Raw genomic sequence first — 22412 nt, forward strand, 5'->3', positions numbered from 1 at the left:
AGTAAAAATACTCTACCCATTAATAATATAATATTTTTATTATCAATTCCATGAAAAGATTCCATAAATATAATTTTTTTCTTTGTAACCCTCCTAAACCATATTATCTTTGCAAAAAACAGTTATAAGTATTCATGCAAAAGACGCTTATATTTCTGCTCTTAATGTTGGCCCTGATACCGGTTGAAGCACAAAATATTTCATCTGGATTATATTTTGCTGCCCATACCTCCATTAAAGAAGAAAGAACATCGCTTATCCTATCTCCCGAGTTCGACGCCTCAAAAGGTCTAACATTAGATTTCGATATTAAATTCAGACCCGAAGAACATAACTACGGATATGTCTTTCGAATCATAATCGACGATGAAAAGAGTTTCGATTTGATAGCGAATATTACACCCGAAAAAAGAGCGTTGAATTTGATAGAAGGGAACAACGTCTATCTGGCTTTCGATGAAGAACTACTGAATCAATACTCATGGAATAAATGGGCGCATATCCAGTGTTCAATCTATCCGGATAGTTTACGGCTCATCTTCGACAACCAAACATTGCAAGGCCAGTATAAATCCATCAATATCAAAAACGTGAAATTCTACTTCGGATACTCCGATCATGAAAAGTTTCATTCTTCCGATGTTCCTCCGATGTCTATACGTAACATAAAAATCACAGACAATAAAAATAAAACAATTGCATATTGGCCTTTAAAAGAACATCTGTCGTATTCCTGTTTGGATAGTCTGTATCAGATTCCGGCGACAGTCACCAATCCTACATGGGAAATAAATAAACACACCAAGTGGGTAAAAGAAAAAACATTAGCATTACCCATATATACACAAATCTGCCATGCCCCGTCAAAAGGGAATATTTATTTTGCCAACAGCTCATTTGTACTCGTTTATTCGACTATCGACAATACATTAGATACGATTTATCCTGCTCATGGAGCTCCATACACAGAAATAAACAACCAACTCATTTATCAGCCTTATTACGATGAATTATGGTCATACGATTTCGATCCCTTGAAACAGATGTCTATATTCAATTTCAAGGATAACACATGGACAAACAATGACCGTGAAATAAAAAATCCGGAATATTCTCAACACAATACGTTTATATCGCCCAATGACTCGTGTCTGTATATTTTTGGCGGATATGGTAATTATCAATATAAGAACTTGATACTTAAAAAAGGACGGACACAGGACGACTGGATTCCGGTATCGTACAACGAAGAAATACCTCCGCGTTATCTAAGCGGATCGGACTACAAAAACAGAGACACGATATTGGTGTTCGGCGGCTGTGGCAACCCGCAAGGGAAACAAGAATTAGGAGTCATAAATTATTACGATCTTTATGCGATAGACATCAACACATTCAAAACAAAGAAATTGTGGACTATCCCCAACGATACGAAAAACTTCGTCGTCGGTAATCATATTGTTACAGACGAAACGAATAACAAGCTATATGCTTTATGTTTTCCGAATGATTGTTCGAACAGCTATATCCTGCTAAAATCGTTCGATTTGACAGATGGGAATAACTGTACGAACTATGCAGATACAATCCCTTTCTCCTTCAATGATGTAAATTCTTTCTGTACACTCTACTACGACTCGTTACAGTCGAGGCTGTATGCCGTAACCAATTATAACTATAACAACAAATCAAATATAAACATATACTCATTAGCTTACCCCCCGTTAAAAATAGAAGATACGTTGCAAACAGTTGCAGGACATAAGGCACTTGTTACAAAGATAGGGTTCTTCATAGGTATAGGAATTTGCATAATTGCAGGTATGGGCTGTATGTACCTCTGCTACCGAAAAAAGAAAAGAAGAAGAAAAGAAAGCCACATTCCTCACAACCCTTCGGTTGTTACAAATACGGATCGTTCCTCCAAGACAACTACCCAAGACGAAAACTATAAGCCCCAACCGGACATTCACAAAAAATCATCTATTCTTTTCTTAGATGGATTTCAAGTATGGGATAAAAATGGTGCAGATATCACCAAATCATTCACACCTATTTTGAAACAACTGCTCATTCTTATCATATTATATAGCGTAAATAACAAGAAAGGGATTTCAAACGTCACTCTGAGAGAGTTGCTTTGGTTTGATAAAACAGACGAAAGTGCCCAAAATAACCGCCGAGTAAATATCCGAAAACTAAAACTTTTGCTGGAAAAACTAGACGGTGTCGAACTTGTAAAAGAAAGCACCTATTGGGCGTTAAAGTTCACTCACGCTTATTGCGATTATATCGATGTTTGTAATTGGATCGACAAAGTAAAAAACAAAGAACCTATCACAGCCGAAAACATCAATGATTTACCCTTAAACCTGCTATCGGGACAATTATTACCATATGTCCAAACAGACTGGTTGGATTCTTTCAAGTCCGATTACACGAATTCCGTATTAGATATGGCAATAAATTTATCCAAGCAAGAATATATAAAGGGAAACAACGAATTATTAATTCAGATAGCCAACAGCATGTTTGCACACGACAAAACAGACGAGTATGCATTGATTCTCAAATGCCACACATTATATAAACAAGGAAGAACCAGCTTGGCCAAAACGACATTCGACACATTCTGCAATGAATATAAAGCAATGCTGAATACGAATTACACAAAAACATTCAATGAAGTAATTAATTGTCAATTGTAATCCGCAACTACATAGAAGAATAAAAACGAACGTTCATCGAGACCGGTCAATAATCGTCCATATATATTTATTTATATCGGACTCTCGTTAAAATACAAAAAATATACACCGAAAAAATTTTATATCCTGAATATTTCTCAAAATCGATCTTTACTTTCCCTCGTCAATATTAAATTATTGAACCTTCTGAATAATAATTTGTTATTACAAGAAAGGACAATTCCCACCGCTACGCTACACCTCCATATAGACAAATGACACGAGAAAGAAAATTTATACAAAACTTAACATATTGAATAAAAAGCAATTAGGCAATTAGCCACAGAAAATATACATTTGCATCTGAACTCGTGAGAGAAACAAATTAATTATATGAAACAATTCATTCGATATACGATATTATGCGTCGGATACATTTTAGGCTCCCAAAGTCTTTTGTACGCCGAAACGCCAACCGATAGTATAGATACTATTCCTACCGACTCGATTATCGCAAAAAAAGATACCACCGTAAAAAAACTGAACATATTCCAAAAGGTTCTGAAATACTTCGATGACTCCAATGCTCCACGCCCCGATAAAAAATTCGATTTCGGTATCATCGGAGGACCTCACTATTCTTCCACGACAAAGCTGGGAATAGGCTTGGCTGCCTCGGGGACATACCGGTTACGAAGAGACTCGATCACACAACTCTCCAACGTTTCGCTTTATGGAGATGCCACGACCACAGGCTTTCTTTTGATAGGAGTAAAAGGGAATAATATCTTTCCCAAAAATAAATTCAGGATAGATTACGACTTTTATTTATACACATTCCCGAGTGACTTTTGGGGCATAGGTTACGAAAACGGAAATAACAACGCCAACAAAAGCTCCTACGACAGACTGGAAACTATTTTACGTATCGACTGGCTGGCTCGCTTACATAAGGACCTCTACGGAGGAATTTCTACGGGATTTAACTGGGTGAAAGGATCGGATTTCACAAAAATCGAACTACTCGAAGGAGAAGCCCGAGAAGTAATCAGCACGAGTATAGGAGCCACACTTGTATACGACAGTCGCGATTTTATTACCAACGCAGCAAAAGGAGTTTATATAAAAGTTAACCAACGATTCTTCCCCAAATTCTTGGGCAATAAAAAAGCGTTTACTCGCACCGATTTCATTTTCGATTATTATCACCGCCTATGGGAAGGAGCGATCCTTGCTTTTGACCTACATGGAGAATTCAATTACGGCGATGTACCCTGGAATATGCTTGCAGCTTTGGGAGGGTCGGCCCGTATGCGAGGATACTACGAAGGCAGATACCGAGACAAAAATTTAATCGAAACTCAAATAGAACTCCGTCAACACATTTGGAGGCGAAATGGCATAGCCGTATGGGTAGGAGCAGGAAACGTATTTCCTTCGTTCTCAGGTTTTAAATGGGGACATACACTCCCCAATTACGGAATAGGCTATCGCTGGGAGTTCAAAAACCGAGTCAATGTACGACTCGACTACGGATTCGGAAAAAAAGGACAATCGGGATTTTTATTCAACATCAATGAAGCATTTTAATCAAATATTTACACAGAGGCGCATATTTTGGATTTTTTCGGGAATCATGTTGGTTCCCAATATTTTTCTATGTTTTACAGAACAATTGCCACTCCTGTTCAAAGTCTCCTATATCCTCATTCCGGGAGCTTTATACCTTTTGTTATTAATTCTCTCCCGCAAACCGGGAATCACCTTTTGGGCTCTTTTTCCCCTTCATTTCATAGGCGCGTTTCAATTGGTACTACTCTATCTTTTCGGTAATTCCATTATCGCCTCAGACATGTTCCTGAACATGTTTACGACCAACAGCGGAGAGGCTTTCGAATTACTCGATAAATTGGCTCCGGCGGTGGTAGGCGTATTCTTACTTTATCTTCCGGCATTGGCTCTTGCCGTTTACTCCATACGTCGCACCGAGACCCTCACACCTCTTTTTCAAAAAAGAGTGTTCATGTTGGCTATGCTCATGATCGGTAGTGGAATACTTGTTTACACACCTGCTCACCGAAAATATCCTCATACGGCAAGGCTCGACAACCTTTACCCCATCAACGCGTTCAACAATGCCCGATTCGCCGTGGACAGTTGGGAAGCAGCAAAGAACTATCCACGCACATCGAGAAAATTCGACTACCGGGCCACATCGACAAGAGACACCGAACTCCCCGAAATCTATATCTTCGTAATCGGAGAAACCTCCCGCGCCGGAAACTGGGGGCTATATGGGTACGAACGAAATACGACCCCCAAACTCGACGCCATGCCCGATGTCATTCATTTCGACGATGTACTGACACAAATCAATGCGACTCATAAAAGCGTTCCGTTAATGCTATGCCCCGCCGATGCACTCAATTACAATGAGATATACCGACAAAAGAGTCTTATTTCGGCATTTAAACAAGCCGGATTCCACACGTCGTTTCTCTCCAACCAACTGCGCAACGGATCATTTACCGAGTTCTTCGCCGACGAAGCAGACTGTACGATCTATTTCGCCGCACCGAAAAATAAACCGCATCTACATGACGATGTACTATTATCCGCAGTCGACTCGTTACTGAACATAGGTAAAACGAAGCAACTCATTATCCTTCACACCTATGGCTCCCACTTCAATTACTGTGAACGATACAATACCGATTGTCGAATATTCACCCCCGACCACATTAAAGAAATCGATCATAAGAACAAGCAAGCCATGATAAATGCCTATGACAACTCGATCGTTGCCACCGACAAATTCTTGGCACAAGTTATCGATAAACTCGACCGAACCGGAAAAACTTCGGCCATGCTGTATCTCTCCGACCACGGGGAAGATCTGCTCGACGATGAACGTAATCGATTTCTGCACGCCTCCCCCATTCCCACCTATTACCAGCTGCACATACCCTTTGTCATTTGGTTCTCGGATAATTACTCTACTCTTTTCCCCGATGACATACGACAAGCCCGGAATCGGCATACCACCCCATTCGACTCGCGAGTCGTATTCCACACCCTACTGGGTATCGGAGGCATCGAAACCGAATATCGCGATGACCGACTCTCCCTCATAAGTCCGTCGTTTCATCTCGAAAAAAGATATTATGTAGGAGAACAAAACATACCTATTCCCGTTCGACGTTTACCCCTCGAAGAAGAAGACTTACAAGCCTTCGAACGATACGGAATCTCTCCCCGATAATACAATACTTGCATCCTTGATTCTCTTTACTTCTCCTAAATAAAGGAGAAGCGAATATTCATATTTTTATATTTTATAACTATTATAATAGACCGACAAGGAAAAAGCAATAATCAAATATTTACTACAAAATAAATATTCTATACACTATTACACTTTCAAAATTCAAGAAATTCACTTTAATATAAGACAAAAGCTATTTTTAAAAAATCTATATTTTAAATCAATTTCAGAGAAATCAGCCCCAAATTAGTTAAAATAGCATAAATACAATACAGGTAATACGACAATATCGATGTATTATTTAATATTATAAATATTTTTGCAAATAGAGTTTCATTACAAACCAAAAATATTCATTATCAATTCTGTTTCACTATGAAAAAAAATCTAATCACATTTTGCTTTTTATTGCTATTATTTGTGCCCTTTGGTACAAAAGCGCATCTGATCGCTCCACGGAACGCATCAGAAAAAACGACTGTCATTCCGGCCTCCCGAATCTCCTCTCCAAAGGGACTTACAAAAGTTTTGGAAAACACAGTCGACGGAACGACCCTTTATGGGAACCTTATCTTTGCTCAAAGTTGGGGAAACGATTCCAGTCCTATGGGTATCTACAAATTCAATACGACAGACAACCCTAAGGCAGAATTGGTGTATCGTCCCGAAGCCGGACCAATAGGAGCCAATGGAGGAGCGACTCTCGTCGATGCAAAATATTTCTACTGTATTACCTATACAAAATTAAGCGGTACGACGATAAGCAACGAATTGATTTGTTATGACATCGAATCGTGGACAGAGGTAAGCCGTAAAGCTATACCTTTAACGACTATTTCCACCGACATGACTTGGAATCCGGCAGACCAAAAAGTGTACGGAGCCTTCTACAACACGACTAAAAACGGTTATGTATTCGGAACTCTCGACCTTGAAACCGGTGCAGTAAACAAACTATCGGATATCACTCTGCAAGACGACAAGGGATATCCTGCCGGATTCGTAGTCATCGCAGCCAATTCCATCGGTGAAATATATGGCATTTCCCAAATGGGAGATTTATACAAATTCAATACCGAAGACGGCTCATATAGCCTTATCGGAGCTACCGGATACACACCTCTTTACCAACAAAGCGGATGCTTCGACTTCACGACCAAGCAACTTTATTGGGCAGCCTGCAACGAAAATTCCTCCGGTATTTATCAAGTAAACACCGATACGGGAGAGGCTACACTACTCGGGTCCTTTAACGATTTGGAAGAATTTGTGGGACTATATTCCCTAAGTCCTAACGCAGACCTCGAAGGGCCGGGAAGCGTTACCGACATCGACATCGCATTCGAAGGAGCAGCCCTTTCAGGTACAATAACTTTCAAACTCCCCACTACGACTGTCAGTGGTAACAAACTCTCCGGCGATATAAACTACACCGTTGAAATAGACGATGAAACCCTTTCGTCAGGCACATCGACCGCCGGTTCGCTTGTCGAACTGCCGATAACCCTATCCGAAGGGAACCACACTTTGGGAATCACGACACATACAATACATGGCACAGGTCCGGCTTACAAGGCTCCATTCTATGTCGGCACAGATACTCCGGCAACGGTCACAGGAATCACGGTCAACCGAGAAAGCGACAATGTAACAATCGCATGGGAAGCAGTAACGAAGGGTCAACATGGAGGATACGTAGATATAAGCCTATTGACTTATAACGTCATACGCAAACCCGACAACAAGATTATCGCTACCCGAACAACCGAAACGACCGTCACGGATACAGAGCTACCTCTCATTCTGGGTGAATACACATACGAAATCATAGTCTCAGACGGCACTCGACAAAGTGATCCCGCTCTATCCGACGGAATAATGCTCGGTTCATATCTCGAACCACCTTACAACCATTCGTTCAAGTCGATGGATAGTTTCGACCAATATACTATCATCAATGCCAACGAGGACGACAAAGCATGGACGGCAACGGTCAACGGTGCACAACTCAATTATAGCCGCACACTCGCCGCCGACGACTGGATCGTCTCTCCGGCCATGAAGTTGAAAGCGGGTTTCCTATATACCCTCATCTTAAAAGGACGTTCCAGTAGCGCCACTTACAAAGAACGGTTTGAAGTAAAATACGGGACAGAAGCAACAGCCGACGCTTTGACAAACGTCATCATAGAACCTAATTTCTTCACGACCTCGAAAGAAGAGACCTTCCAAGCTGTATTCTCGCCTCAATCCGACGGAACATATTATATAGGTATTCACGGTATCAGCGATAAATACATGGGGTCGTTATATATCTATTCCATCGAAATTACAGAGCCGATCAACGCGCTTGCCCCAGCAGCGACAGACGAAATGAACGCTGTTGCCGCTCCCGAAGGAGCGCTCGGAGCGACCATATCGGCGACCGCCCCCTCTAAGCGAGCCGATGGCAGCAACTTGACAACAATCGCCAAAGCCGAAATTTGGAACAAAACAAAAGAAAGACTTGTAGGAAGCATCGACAATCCACAACCCGGTAGCGAAGTATCCATAACCGATACTCAGGCTGCTAACGGATTCAATACCTACTCGATCGCATTCTTTAATGAGGCTGGAAAAGGATACGAAACAGAATGCAATGCATACATCGGGATAGACATTCCCACCGCTGTTATAAACCCACACGTAGTACAAGCCGGAGACAAGGCAGTACTTACATGGGAAGCACCTGTGACAGGTATCAACGGCGGTTACATCGACCTCGAAAAACTAACCTACCAGATTTCGCAATTGCAGCCGATGTCTGTTTCGACTGCCACCGAAATAACCGGACTTACCTATACCGACGAATCATTGAACGCCGATTCGGGACAAATGCTTCTAAGTTATCAAATAAGCGCAAAAAGTATCGCAGGCGAGGGCGAAGCCACACCCACCAACTCCATACTTTTCGGGACTCCCTATCCGGCTCCATTCATAGAGTCTTGGCCTGAGGGTAAAACCGAAAACGACCCGTGGGCAATCGACATCGTCGAAAAAGGATATGGCGATTGGTCGGTAACACAGACCAGTTTCTCCACAATATTGGGAGCACAAGACGGCGATGACGGTTGGATATCGTTCAGCGGACCCGGCTCGTACCGACTGGTTTCTCCCAAAATAAACGTCGCTGCACTCGAAAATCCGGTGTTGAAAGTATGGGTAAATAATCCCGACGGGTTATCCGAGATTCATATTCAGGCAAGTGTCGATTTAGGTACAAATTGGACAACGCTTCTCGAAATCAATAGCGCAGACAATAATATATGGAAATGCCACGCCATCGACCTTAGTAACTATCGCAACGCAGACTTTCTGCAAATAGGTATTCTCGGAGCAACCGAAGATTGGGGCGCCGAAAGCATCATGATCGATAACCTGCGAATTTTCGACCAACTGGCAAACGATCTTGTTCTGAATGGATTTACAGGTCCCGAATCGGTTATCGGGGCAAAGCCGGCAGACTATTCTGTCAAGATATATAACGATGGAACCAATGAGGCTACCGACTACAAAGTATGTATCTATTCGGGAGACAAACTCATTGCAGAACAAAACGGTAAACCCATACGGCCCGATGCCTACGAGACTTTCGATTTCGTTCTTTCATCACCGGTAAACAGTACGGTCTTCGACCTCACTGCAAAAATAGAATTCGATGGCGATCTCGACACAGACAACAACTCGGCTGCACTGTCGGTCGCAGTCGAACGACCCAAATATCCCACCATCGACAACCTCAGTGCCGAAGATAACGACAACTCGGTATCGCTCACATGGAGCAGACCCGCTTTATCCTGTATCCCAGATCCCGCTACCGACGACATCGAAAGTTACGAAGAGTGGAGTATCGGCGGAATTGACGACAGTAATCGTACCGGAACTATCGGAGACTACACGGTGTACGACAACGATGGCCAAACGACGGCCAAGATAAACGCATGGGCTCCCCAATACCCGAACAGCGAAGCGAAAATGGCATTCCAAGTCATGAGTACGAACTCCGAATCTCTGTCACAACAATTGACTTTCTATGGCCTCACCGCTCACTCGGGCAAACAATTGTTCGCTTGTTGGAGTACTATGGGAGGAGCTGCCAACGACGATTACCTGATATTACCCGAGCTTAAAGATGGCAATAGAAGTATCAGTTTCTGGGCTCGCTCAATTCCTTTTATGTATGGAGGAGAAGGCTATGACAAGTTCGAGATCGTGTACTCGACCGGCAACAACGACATCGACAACTTCGTAATCCTCGAAGGTAGCGAAACAATCGTCCCCGATGGATTGGAGCGAGATCCTGAAAACGGATACAACAAATACAGCTTCAAACTGCCGGACAATGCCAAATATGTCGCAATCCACTGTATATCTTCGGGCAAAATCGGTTTGCTCATCGACGATATAGAGTTTATTGCAGCCAATATGCCCGATGAAACGCTTATCCTCAATGGATATAACCTGTATCGCAATGGCGAACTGTACAAACAACTCCCGGCGACCGAGGGCTATACCGACACGGAAATAGAAAAAGGAAACATTTATACCTACAATGTCACGGCCGTATTCGATAAAGGAGAATCGCCATATTCCAACACGGTTACGGTAGATAGGTCTCAATCGGGTATCGATGAGACATCTGGAAACCCGATAAAAGTATATGCCGCCGGCCACACGATCGTCATTGAAAATGTCGATAACCGGCAAGCCGAAATATTCAAAATAGACGGTAGCAAAATTTTCGACGAGATTATTTCTTACAAAGACCGGATTCGCGTTGAAACCGGCATATATATTGTTCGCATCGATGGAAAATCGTTCAAAGTCATAGTCCGATAAATCGTTCGACTGATCGATTATCCTTATTCATAAAGGCTAAACCCTGAAAAGGGTTTAGCCTTTATGCTATCGGCGAACAAGCACACGTCAAGTTTTATTACCCTTCATTCACACCTTTTTTGCCTGTTCCGAAAGTCCGAATAAAAAAAGTACTTATATTTGTAGAACATAAAAACAGAGGCGAAGCGACACGACATCATAAATTTATATGTCGTCTGCACAATCTGTTTCGACAAATACACTAACAATACCTATATGGACAGTACAGCGCTTTCGAGATCAGACAGCATAGTTCTCATTCCCACTTACAATGAGAAAGAAAACATTGCCGCAATTATCCATGCCGTATTCGAACTTCCCCGTCAGTTCCATATACTCATCATCGACGACAACTCCCCCGACGGAACAGGAGTGATTGTCAAAGATTTACAAAAACAATTTCCGGGCGCTCTCCACCTCATGGAACGAACCGGGAAACAAGGGCTGGGAACAGCCTATATTGCAGGATTCAAGTGGGCTATCGAACACCAATACGAATACATTTTCGAGATGGATGCCGATTTCTCCCACAACCCCAAAGACCTGATGAATCTGTTGGCTGCTTGCAAAACCGGTGGTGCGGATATGGCTATCGGTTCCCGCTACGTCACGGGAGTGAACGTAGTTAATTGGCCTATGGGAAGAGTCATGATGTCCTATTTCGCATCAAAGTATGTGCGTTTCGTCACCGGTATGAAAATACACGACACGACCGCAGGATTCGTTTGTTACCGACGTCGGGTACTCGAAACGATCGGACTCGATTCAATCCGATTCAAAGGATATGCCTTTCAAATCGAAATGAAATTCACGACCTACAAATACGGATTCACCATTAAAGAAGTACCCATTATATTCATTAACCGAGTATTGGGTGAAAGTAAAATGAACACCAGCATATTCGGTGAAGCTGTATTCGGAGTCATCAGATTAAAAATAAACAGTTGGTTCCGCAAATACCCCAAGCAGGGAAATTAACCGCCGACGCCTCAAAAGACAACCGGTCATGTGCAGAACAATCATTACAAACGGAACAATCGTAAACGATGGAGAACATTTCATCGGGAGCATCATCGTCAAAGGAGAGTTTATCGAATCCGTCATAAAGGGAAAACTTCCTGAAAATATCGTATGCAACACAGACCATATCATCGACGCCTCGGGCAAATGGATTCTCCCCGGAGTCATCGACGACCAAGTGCATTTCAGAGAGCCGGGACTCACTCATAAAGCCGAGATCGCCACCGAATCGGTTGCAGCGGTCGCAGGAGGAATCACCTCATTTATGGAAATGCCCAATACCGTTCCCCAAACGACGACCCTCGAAGCCCTCGAATGGAAATACTCCCGTGCAGCCGAAGTTTCCCCGGCGAACTATTCTTTTTATATCGGCGCTACCAACGACAATTTCGAGGTACTGAAACAGGTTGACTTCTCACAGGTTTGCGGTGTAAAAATTTTCATGGGATCATCTACCGGAAACATGCTGGTAGACAACGAAAAAACATTACGACGGATCTTCGCCGAAATTCCTGCGCTCATCGCCGTACATTGCGAACAAGAATCCATCATACAAGCTAACAAAAAGTATTATACCGAACGCTTCGGAGAGGACTTACCCATTTTCTTCCACCCTCTTATCCGCAGTGCCGAGGCCTGCTATACATCTTCGGCCAAAGCCGTGGAATTAGCGACAAGATACGATACCCGATTGCATGTCCTACACCTCTCCACGGCACGGGAAATGTCTCTTTTCGACAATCATAAACCACTCTCGGAGAAACATATCACGAGCGAAGTATGCGTGCACCATCTCTGGTTCGACGACAACGACTACGCCCAATTCGGGAACCGCATAAAATGGAATCCTGCCATCAAAACCTGTGCCGATCGTCGGGCTCTGCTCGATGCACTTCGATGCGGCAAACTCGATGTCGTGGCGACAGACCACGCCCCTCACCTATGGAGCGAAAAACAAGGTTCCTGTCTGAAAGCGGCATCCGGTGGTCCGCTGATACAGCATTCCTTGCAAACCATGTTGGAACTTTCTCTAAAAGGAGAATTCACGATCGAGCAAGTCGTTGAAAAGATGTGCCACGCTCCGGCGACGCTCTACCGCATCGACCGCCGGGGATACCTGCGCTCCGGGCACTACGCCGATATCGTTGTCGTCGACCCTTGCAAACCCTACACAGTAACAACAGAAAATATTCTGTCGAAATGTAAATGGTCTCCTTTCGAGGGACACACATTCCCAATATCGATCGATCGTACTTTCGTCAACGGAAACGAAGTATTCTCCGAAGGGAAAGCATGCAATCGAACCCGAGGAAAACGACTTACATTCCACGATAATTCAACTCAAAACAAAAATGTTTAGAAAGCATTATATATGTTAATTTTTATATAAAACCCTTTTCCCAATATTTATAAATGTCAATCATATGTTTTTTTTTCGAATCGTTTTATTACTTTTATAGTCTCAAAACGAAACTGTTTTATAACGAAATGAAACACATTAGACTTATTTTTTCAGCGATACTCTTATCGCTCGTCGTTCCATGCGGATACGCACAAACACGACAAGACTCATTGGCTATCGCCCATGCACAATGGCATACCGATACGTTGCAACACGGAGCAGTATGCATGTACACGAATATACACGTATTCGATTCACCCCAACAAATTTCTATCATAAAATACGATCCTAAAAAGTATAAAACTCAAATCGTACAAGCTCCGCAAATGACGATGACCAGCCATTTGGCAAAGGAAAATCAGGCCGAAGCCGCAATCAACGGCAGCTACTTCAATGTAAAAACAGGAGCCCCCACGACATTCATACGGCTCGACGGTATCGTTCGTGGAGAAACCACCCGTGCCGAAGCCTTTCGCACAGACGGGGCTATCTCCACAGATAAAAACAAAATAAAAATTCATACCTTCGACTCCATTACAAGTAAAAAATTGGGCAAAAAATACAAAAACATTTTGGCCGCAGGACCTCTATTGTTGAAAAACGGAGTACGCCAAATGGCTCCGACCTTCCCAGAAAACACAGGCAAAGCCACCAAAGGAAACGCCCACAGTTCCGACGTTCCACAAGGTTTCTTCAAACGCCACCCTCGTGCTTTTATCGGCATTACCCCAGACAACCAAATCATGATGGTAGTGGTGGACGGCCGTTTCAAAAAACACTCGGTAGGTATGTCTATCGATGAACTATCTTATTTGGCAAAACAATTAGGCATGCGCGACGCACTGAATCTCGATGGTGGAGGGTCTTCCACCTTGTGGAACAATAAAACGGGAATCGTCAATCACCCGTACGATAACAAAAAATTCGACCACGAAGGAGAAAGAGAAGTAAGCAACGCCATACTTGTTATTCCTAATAAATAAAGATTTACCATGAAAACACTGTTGAAAACCATAGGAATCGTAAGTACACCGATTGGCAGCTCATTTTTATTTCAAAACAGTTCCGAAAAAGAGAGTATTCCGGGAGGTATTATTCCCCCTACCGACTCGGTAAGCTCAAAGATAGAAATTAAAAATTTCTCGATCGAAGCCAAAAGGCTAAACGTAGGGGCTACCACGACAGCCGATTTCGTTTCCTATGCGACCGCCCACATGTTCAAGGCCACAGCATCGAACGCAACCTCTACCGTAAAAATAAAAGTAACAGACCGATTCGGAAATACATACAGTGAAACAATGAATCGGCCCAAATCACTCAGTTGTTCTATGAAATAAAAGAAAGAAAAACAATAACATTAACACACAAAAGCCTATGAAACAATTTGCAAAAAAGTCTTTGGTTCTTTTCATCGTCCTATTTTTTACGGCCACATTATCCGCAAAAACGCCCAAATACATCTTCTATTGTATCGGTGACGGCATGAGCTTTGCCCATGTAATGGCAACCCAACTTTTCTACGAAAACGGGAACTATGAAGATGGAAACGAATCACTGGTTTTCCTCGATTTTCCTGTCCGTTCCGCCATCAGAACCCATGCCAACAATAGTCTCATCACTTGCTCTGCTGCCGCAGGCACAGCATTGGCTACCGGCCATAAAACCAACTTGACTCATATCGGAATCGGCCCCGACAAACAACCGTTAACCTCCGTTGCCAAACAACTGAGAGACAAAGGATATGCAATCGGGATTATCACCAGCGGGCAACTCGACGATGCTACCCCTGCGGCCTTTTATGCCGGGCAAATGCGAAACGACACCTACCAAATAGGTAAAGAAGGGGCAGACAGCCAATTCGATTTTCTAGCCGGGAGTACATTAATGAAACCATTTAACAGGAGAGACCCGAGCCAACCTTATATATACGACTACTATCGCCAAAAAGGCTACACGGTATGCCGAGGTACGGAAGGCTATAACTCCCAAAAAAATGCAGACAAAATACTACTAGTGGATACCGACACCACACTCAAAAAATGGTTACCCTACGTGATAGAAAGGGAGCCCGGTAAATTAGGTTTGGAGTTTATGGTTCAAGCCGGTATAGAGAAACTATATAAAAAGAAAAATAAAAAAGGTTTTTTCATGATGATAGAAGGCGCAAGCATCGATCATGCATCTCACCCCCGCGATATAGCCACGGCAATTAAGGAAACCATCGAATTCGATCGAAGTGTACGCTTGGCATACGAATTCTATAAGAAACACCCCGATGAGACTCTCATCATCGTAACCGCCGACCACGAAACCGGAGGGCTCACCATTGGAGAAACGACTACACACCCTTTCAACTGGGAGTATGTAAACTATCAAAAAATGTCCAAAGAATCCCTCTCCAAATTATTTCAAAAAATGAGAGAGACAGGAGAAATAGACACTTGGGAAAAAACAAAAAAAATATTGGCCGAGAACACCGGATTATGGGATAAAATTCCTGTAAACGCAGGGGAGGAAGCCCAGTTAATGCAATGCTACTACGAGACGATTGTTAAAAAAAACAGCAAACAGGAAATTACACTATATGCAAAAAGCGAACCGCTCGTTGCCGATGCCATTGCTTTATTGAACAAAAAAATAGGAGTAGGCTGGACCAGCTTTTCACACACCGGTGGATTCGTTCCATTCTACGCCATCGGCTGCCAAGCCCGACAATTCGGAGCTTTGAACGATAACATCGAAATACCCAATACAATTCGGAAAATCATGAAAATAAAATAAGCGGTAAGTTTTAAAAAACCTGAGAAACTGACCGATAAAAAACGGTATAACACCGGGGTTCTTCAAAAGTTCTCTATCGGCTATTTGAACCATCGAAACCATAGAACTTGAAATACATACCAAACTTCCCGAGGCGCAGGTCATAAAAACACCTGTCGCCGACGGCGGGAAGACTCATGCAAACATAGATAATTTTATCAATAAACAATAATCTGTAATTTAAGAACATGAAAACAGAATTTCAAAAATGTATGGACGGAGAAATCTTTGATGGGAAAGACAAAGAATTGGCAGAGATGACATTAAAAACCAAACGTCTGCTTGTAAAATTAAATTCTACGGATTTGCCGATACGAAACAAAAAGAAGCCATCTTACGGGAGATGTTCGGGCATTTGGGAGAAAATGTCCATGTAGACATCGACTTTCGCTGCGAATACGAAAAAAATATATTCGTAGGCAATAAAGTCATTATCAACATGAACTGTACATTCGTAGATAATAATCGTATCGAAATAGACAATAATGTTTTGATTGCCTCCAACGTACAAATATACACAGCCACACACTCGACAAATGTAAAAGAAAGAACCATGCAAAATTGGGACGAAAGTAAAGCCATTTGCAATACATTCGCACTTCCCATAAAAATCGAAGATAATGTATGGATAGGAGGTGGAGCCATTATCTTGCCGGGAGTTACGATCGGGCGTAACAGTGTCATAGGCGCCGGCAGCGTAGTCACCCGTTCCATTCCTGCCGACTGTGTGGCGGTGGGAAATCCTTGTCGGGTAATCAAGCACATGAACAACGAGCCGGACTAAAAATAAAAAGAGCTATCTCTCGCCCGAGAGTAGCTCCAATTCTTTCCTTGTTTAAGTTGCAAATTATTCAGCAACAACAGCAGCAGAGTCAACTGCAACAGAGTCAGCAGCAACAGTATCAACTACTTCTACTGCAACTTCTTCTACAACAGCAACGCTATCAGTAGCTTCGGTAGATTCAGCGGCTTTATTGCCACAAGAAGCGAAAGACATTGCAAATGCAACAGCGAAGAACAAAACTAACTTTTTCATTTCCTTCAAATTAAAGATAAAACAATATTTTTTTGCTTCAAAAACGCCACAAAGGTATATATTCTTTTTATATGTTGTACTCTTAATCTTACTTTTTTTTCAGAATCTTTCATTTTTTCTGTAAAAAATGATTCAAAAAAAGTTCAATTATCATATAAATATCGTTTTATACTCCTTTTAGGTGTTTTCTCGAATTCATTCGGATAAAGTTGAATGCGAGTAATCTGCTCGTATGGAGCCAACATCTTATTTAAATTATTTCTGACCTCCTCCATAGCCATCGGTAAATCTCTATTAGAGACACCGTAACTATCCATCGCTTCATAGTCGGGACATACCAAAGCGACTAATTTCCCGTCCCGCTCGACAATTAGGCTTTCCATCACAAAAGGCATATTATTCAGTTTAGCCTCTATTTCCTCGGGATAAATATTTTGCCCGTTCGAAGTGAGAATCATTGTCTTAGAGCGACCCTTTATAAAAATAGTACCATCGGCGCTTATGGTTCCCATATCACCGGTATGCAACCACCCGTCCTCATCGAGAACCGCTTTCGTCGCCTCCTCGTTTTTATAATAACCTTTCATCACATGTTCGCCCCGTACACATATTTCACCGGGAATATTTTCCGGGTCAAGAGAATCTATTTTGGTCTCTACATACCCGAACAATGTCCGCCCCGACGATCCCGGTCTAAACTCCCGATGGGGTGTATAACTGATCAACGGAGCGCATTCGGTCATTCCATATCCCACCGTAAAGGGAAATTTTATTTTATGCAAGAAAGTCTCTACCTCCCTATTTATCGGGGCTCCACCCACAATCACCTCCTCGAATCGGCCTCCGAACGCATCGATCAATTTCTTCCTCACCTGTCCGTAAATACGACTGTCCAATATAGGAATATTTAACGCCCACCGCATAGGCGTTTTATTGAGCAACGGCTGTATCTGTTTTTTATAAATTTTTTCTAAAATCAGAGGAACACAAATAATCAAATTAGGTCTTATCTCTTCCAACGCTTTCAGCAAAATTTTAGGGGAAGGAATCTTACCCAACAACGTGATATGTGTACCCACGGCCAAAGGAACCAACAAATCGAAGGCACACCCGTAAGCATGTGCCAACGGTAAGAACGAAATACATTTACTCCCCTTATAATGCAAGTGAGAACGAACACCGAACATGACATTTCCCGCCAAATTGTTCCCGGTTAGCATCACTCCCTTACTAAATCCGGTTGTCCCCGATGTATAATTAATCAAAATAACTTTGTCGTTATCCAAATCGGCATACTTGATGTCCTCTCTATTGAAACCGTTCGGATAAGTAGCTTTGAATTTCCGCTTCATCTCCCGCAAACACTTGGCAATCTCCTCGCCATCGCGTTGCACGAGGCAAGAAAAATCCTGCAAAGAAATAGCAGCCCTCACTTCGGGTAACTTCTCCATTTCGATATTTTCCCAAATATGATCGCCGACAAACAGCAACACCGAATCGGAATGATTGATAATATGATGTATATCATGAGGATTGAACTCTTGAAGGATCGGAACCAAAATAGCACCATACGAAACGGTAGCCATAAAGGCGATACACCAGTTAGACGTATTTTTTCCCACTAATGCGATCTTATCGCCTCTTCTGATTTGACAATGGCGAAAAAGGATATGCAATTTTGCGATTTCTCGCGCCATGTCTTCATACGTGAGCGTACGTTGTTCATTATAATCGGTCAAAGCTGGCAAATCCCAGTTTTCACGAAAACTCGACTCATATAGCTTTATAAAATTTTCGGGAATCATATTCAAAATTTAAATAGTTTGGCAACAAAGATAGTACAAACAAAAACAGAAACAAATGATATTCGGTTGTACCAAATCCTGTTTATTTGTGCATTTGCCGACAAATATACAACATAGTTTGCAAAATAGCTTCCTCATAAACAACTATTAGAAATCTATGGGAAGGTATTTTCAAACGAAATGAGTACCTTTGTTTTTTATTTTGCATTACGACCGGCTGAATATGATAGACGTCCATACATTCGAAAATAAAACAGCGGCCTACTATACATTGGGCTGTAAACTTAATTTTGCCGAGACCTCCACACTTGGAAAAATTCTCGAAGAAAACGGCATTCGCAAAGTACGACCGGGAGAGAAAGCAGACATTTGCGTGGTCAATACTTGTTCGGTAACCGAACTGGCCGATAAAAAATGTCGTCAGACAATCCGAAAGATAGCCCGGCAACACCCCGGAGCGTTTATCGTCGTCACCGGCTGCTATGCACAACTCAAACCCGAAGAAATATCCCATATTCCCGATGTCGATTTGATCTTAGGAGCTGAACAAAAACTCGATATCCTGCAATACTTGGGAGACTTGCAGAAAAAACAAAAAGGAAATATCGTCACGACCCCTACCAAAGACATCAAAAAATTCTCTCCCTCTTGTTCCCGAGGTGACCGCACCCGATATTTTTTAAAAGTTCAAGACGGTTGCGACTACTTCTGTACCTATTGTACAATTCCGTTCGCACGGGGCAGAAGCCGAAGCGGAACCATCGAACAACTCACCGAACAAGCTCGGGAAGTAGCCCTGTCCGGAGGAAAAGAAATTGTCATTACCGGAGTCAACATAGGAGACTTCGGCAAACAAACCGGAGAAACCTTTCTCGACCTCATCGAGTCGCTCGATCAAGTAGAAGGAATCGAACACTACCGTATATCCTCGATAGAACCCAATCTACTGACCGACGACATCATTTCGTTCGTCGCCCGGTCGAAACGATTCGCCCCTCATTTCCATATACCTCTGCAATCGGGTAGCGACACCGTTTTGAAATTGATGCACCGTCACTACGACACCGATTTATTTGCCCGTAAAATCGAAACCATACGGGAAAAGATACCCGCTGCATTCATCGGCGTCGATCTCATTACCGGTGTACGGGGCGAAACCGAAGAACTGTTCGAGGAAAGCCGTCGTTTCGTCGAAAGCCTCGACATTTCACAACTACACGTGTTTACCTACTCCGAAAGACCCGGAACGCAAGCGTTGAAAATCAATCCGGTCGTTCCCGTCCCCGAAAGACACGAGCGTTGCCGCCGCATGCTCGAAATCTCCGAGAAGAAATTGCACGACTTCTATTATAAATTCCAAGGGACAACACGTCCTGTATTGTTCGAGCAACCGCGTAAAGGAGCTCCCATGCACGGATTCACCGACAATTACATACGGGTAGAAATGCCCTATCGTAAAGAATGGGTAAATACTTGTCGTCCTGTTAAATTAGGAGAATTTAACGAGTCGGGAGATGCTCTGCTCGCAATCGAAATATAAATTCGTGATATGAAAAAAGAGACTCTTCAAAATATCGTCTATTCTCCGCTTCACCTGTGGTTCAAACTGCATGCTATTCTGCCCATGCGGATACTATATATTCTATCCGATATTTTATATTTTCCTCTATATCACATCGTTCATTACAGGAAAAAACTAGTATCCGAAAATCTGCGCAAAGCGTTTCCCGATAAGACCGACAAGGAACTGAAACAACTGGAACAGAAATTTTATCACCACTTCTGCGACTATATCGTCGAAACTATAAAGCTAATGCATATCTCCGACGAGGAAATGCGTCGCCGCATGAAATTCGAACAGGTAGAAATCATAGACCGTCTCTTTGCAGAAAACCGCTCTATCATTATCCTGTTAGGGCATTTCGGTAATTGGGAATGGGTTCCGTCCGTAACGCTGTGGACCCACACACCCGATGTCATGTTCGCACAAATATATCGCCCCTTGAAAAACAAGTGGTTCGATCGTTTTTTCCTGAAACTTCGTTCCCGATTCGGCTCCGTATGTATTGCCAAACAAGATACGTTAAGAGCCATCTTACAAATGAAACGTTCGGGCAAACCGTCCATTACAGGCTTCATGTCCGATCAAACCCCCTCACCGAAAAACATACACCATTGGGCTCGATTCCTCTCGCAAGACTCTCCCGTATTGACCGGCTTCGAGAAAATCGCCCGTAAAACAGATTTCGCCGTTCTTTACTTCGATGTCGAAATCGTTAAACGCGGATACTACAAAACGACTATACGGGAAATAGCCCTGCGCCCCAACGAACTGCCCGAATTCGAAATCACCGATCGCTACACGGCCATCATGGAAAAAACGATTCTCAGGAATCCGTGGGCATGGTTGTGGACTCACAAACGTTGGAAATACAAACACGAGGATTTTCCCGGTACATGATATGAAAAAAATCGCCGTCATTATACTCAACTGGAATGGAGCGGATTTACTGCGTAGATTTCTTCCTTCGGTATGTGCCCATACCAATGCCAATATAGCCGATGTCATAGTCGTTGACAATGGTTCCGACGATAACTCGGTCGAAGTTCTCAAACAGGAATTTCCACAAGTTAAAACGCTGCTATTCCCTCAAAATTACGGATTCGCCGCAGGCTACAACAAGGCGTTGGAGATGCTGGATTACAAATACGCCGTATTGCTTAACTCCGATGTCGAAACCACTCCACACTGGCTCGAACCTCTGTTGGAATTTGCGGAGGGCAACCTCGATGTAGCGGCTTGTCAACCCAAAATCAAGTCATTAAGGAAGCGTGAAGAATTCGAATACGCAGGTGCGGCCGGCGGATTTATCGATCGTTACGGTTACCCGTTCTGCCGGGGAAGAATCTTCAATACCCTCGAAACCGACCGGGGACAATATGATGATATATGCGACATCTTCTGGGCCAGCGGTGCGGCTCTTTTCGTCCGCTCTGAAATCTATAAAAAAGTCGGAGGATTAGACCCTTCATTCTTCGCACACATGGAAGAGATCGATCTCTGCTGGCGCATCCATCTCGCAGGATACCACATCGCTGTCGTACCGCAAAGCACGGTCTATCATTTGGGAGGAGCATCGCTCGATGCCGCCAATCCCCGGAAAACCTATCTCAACTTTCGCAACAACCTTTTAATGTTGCACAAGAACCTGCCCTGCAAAGAAGGGAAAAAGACACTGTTTGTCCGCAGGCTTTATGACACGCTGGCTTTTGTGCGGTTCGCCCTTTTAGGACAGTTTTCCCATGCCCGTGCCATACTACGCGCCCACAACGACTTTCGGCAAATGCGTAAACGATACACCGAATTTCCGAATACCGATTTGTTAAAAACATTCCCCGAATCCGGGCGCAACATAACAATAGACTATTTTCTCAAAGGGAAAAAACGATTCCGATAAAA

General features: G+C 43.0%; 14 protein-coding genes and 1 pseudogene. 13 read left to right on the top strand and 2 right to left on the bottom strand.

The features are described 5' to 3' along the window. Positions 1-134 precede the first annotated feature (134 nt). From NBH06_RS07735 to NBH06_RS07780, 10 genes and pseudogenes are all read left to right on the top strand, one after another. On the top strand, positions 135-2708 hold the full coding sequence (locus tag NBH06_RS07735) for a hypothetical protein (protein ID WP_250793619.1): 2574 nt from the start codon (positions 135-137) through the stop codon (positions 2706-2708). A 372-nt stretch (positions 2709-3080) separates the two neighbouring features. Continuing rightward, positions 3081-4277, top strand: a complete 1197-nt coding sequence (locus tag NBH06_RS07740) for a BamA/TamA family outer membrane protein (RefSeq protein ID WP_008862694.1) — start codon at positions 3081-3083, stop codon at positions 4275-4277. Next, a complete protein-coding gene (locus tag NBH06_RS07745; protein ID WP_250793620.1) occupies positions 4264-5949 on the top strand; it encodes a phosphoethanolamine transferase family protein in 1686 nt (561 codons plus the stop codon). The genes NBH06_RS07740 and NBH06_RS07745 overlap by 14 nt, the downstream gene beginning before the upstream one ends. 378 nt (positions 5950-6327) lie before the next feature. Next, positions 6328-10830, top strand: a complete 4503-nt coding sequence (locus tag NBH06_RS07750) for a choice-of-anchor J domain-containing protein (RefSeq protein ID WP_250793623.1) — start codon at positions 6328-6330, stop codon at positions 10828-10830. Positions 10831-11085: 255 nt separating this feature from the next. Next, positions 11086-11847, top strand: a complete 762-nt coding sequence (locus NBH06_RS07755; RefSeq protein WP_250793624.1) for a polyprenol monophosphomannose synthase — start codon at positions 11086-11088, stop codon at positions 11845-11847. 28 nt (positions 11848-11875) lie between these two features. Further along, a complete protein-coding gene (locus NBH06_RS07760) occupies positions 11876-13249 on the top strand; it encodes a dihydroorotase (protein WP_250793625.1) in 1374 nt (457 codons plus the stop codon). Between the two features lie 128 nt (positions 13250-13377). Continuing rightward, complete coding sequence (locus tag NBH06_RS07765; protein WP_250793626.1) at positions 13378-14274, top strand: phosphodiester glycosidase family protein; 897 nt, start codon at positions 13378-13380, stop codon at positions 14272-14274. Positions 14275-14283: 9 nt separating this feature from the next. Next, positions 14284-14628: a calcineurin-like phosphoesterase C-terminal domain-containing protein gene (locus NBH06_RS07770; RefSeq protein ID WP_046417960.1), complete on the top strand. Its 345-nt coding sequence runs from the start codon at positions 14284-14286 to the stop codon at positions 14626-14628. Positions 14629-14665: 37 nt separating this feature from the next. Further along, entirely contained in the window at positions 14666-16072 is a 1407-nt protein-coding gene (locus NBH06_RS07775) for an alkaline phosphatase (RefSeq protein ID WP_250793627.1), read from the top strand. Between the two features lie 227 nt (positions 16073-16299). Further along, positions 16300-16895 (top strand): annotated as a pseudogene (locus NBH06_RS07780) (sugar O-acetyltransferase). Between the two features lie 63 nt (positions 16896-16958). On the opposite strand, the gene NBH06_RS07785 reads toward NBH06_RS07780, so the two are convergent. Together NBH06_RS07785 and NBH06_RS07790 are read right to left on the bottom strand one after the other, a co-directional pair. After that, positions 16959-17147, bottom strand: a complete 189-nt coding sequence (locus NBH06_RS07785; RefSeq protein ID WP_008862702.1) for a PG1828 family lipoprotein — start codon at positions 17145-17147, stop codon at positions 16959-16961. Between the two features lie 143 nt (positions 17148-17290). Next, positions 17291-18952, bottom strand: coding sequence for an AMP-binding protein (locus NBH06_RS07790; protein ID WP_008862703.1), 1662 nt, complete (start codon positions 18950-18952; stop codon positions 17291-17293). A 223-nt stretch (positions 18953-19175) separates the two neighbouring features. Here NBH06_RS07790 and mtaB point away from each other — a divergent pair, with 223 nt between their 5' ends. Genes mtaB through NBH06_RS07805 form a run of 3 tightly spaced genes read left to right on the top strand, consistent with a single transcriptional unit; the run spans position 19176 to position 22410 of the window. Continuing rightward, on the top strand, positions 19176-20492 hold the full coding sequence (mtaB, locus tag NBH06_RS07795; protein ID WP_195555041.1) for a tRNA (N(6)-L-threonylcarbamoyladenosine(37)-C(2))-methylthiotransferase MtaB: 1317 nt from the start codon (positions 19176-19178) through the stop codon (positions 20490-20492). A 9-nt stretch (positions 20493-20501) separates the two neighbouring features. Further along, complete coding sequence (locus tag NBH06_RS07800; protein ID WP_155013038.1) at positions 20502-21413, top strand: lysophospholipid acyltransferase family protein; 912 nt, start codon at positions 20502-20504, stop codon at positions 21411-21413. Between the two features lies 1 nt (position 21414). Next, positions 21415-22410 carry a glycosyltransferase family 2 protein gene (locus tag NBH06_RS07805; RefSeq protein ID WP_250793628.1) on the top strand — a complete coding sequence of 332 codons (996 nt, stop codon included), beginning with the start codon at positions 21415-21417 and terminating at the stop codon, positions 22408-22410. The last annotated feature ends 2 nt before the right edge of the window (positions 22411-22412 follow it).

It is taken from the genome of Barnesiella sp. B2-R-119 (assembly GCF_023656675.1).
In the GTDB taxonomy this organism is placed as follows: domain Bacteria; phylum Bacteroidota; class Bacteroidia; order Bacteroidales; family Barnesiellaceae; genus Barnesiella; species Barnesiella intestinihominis.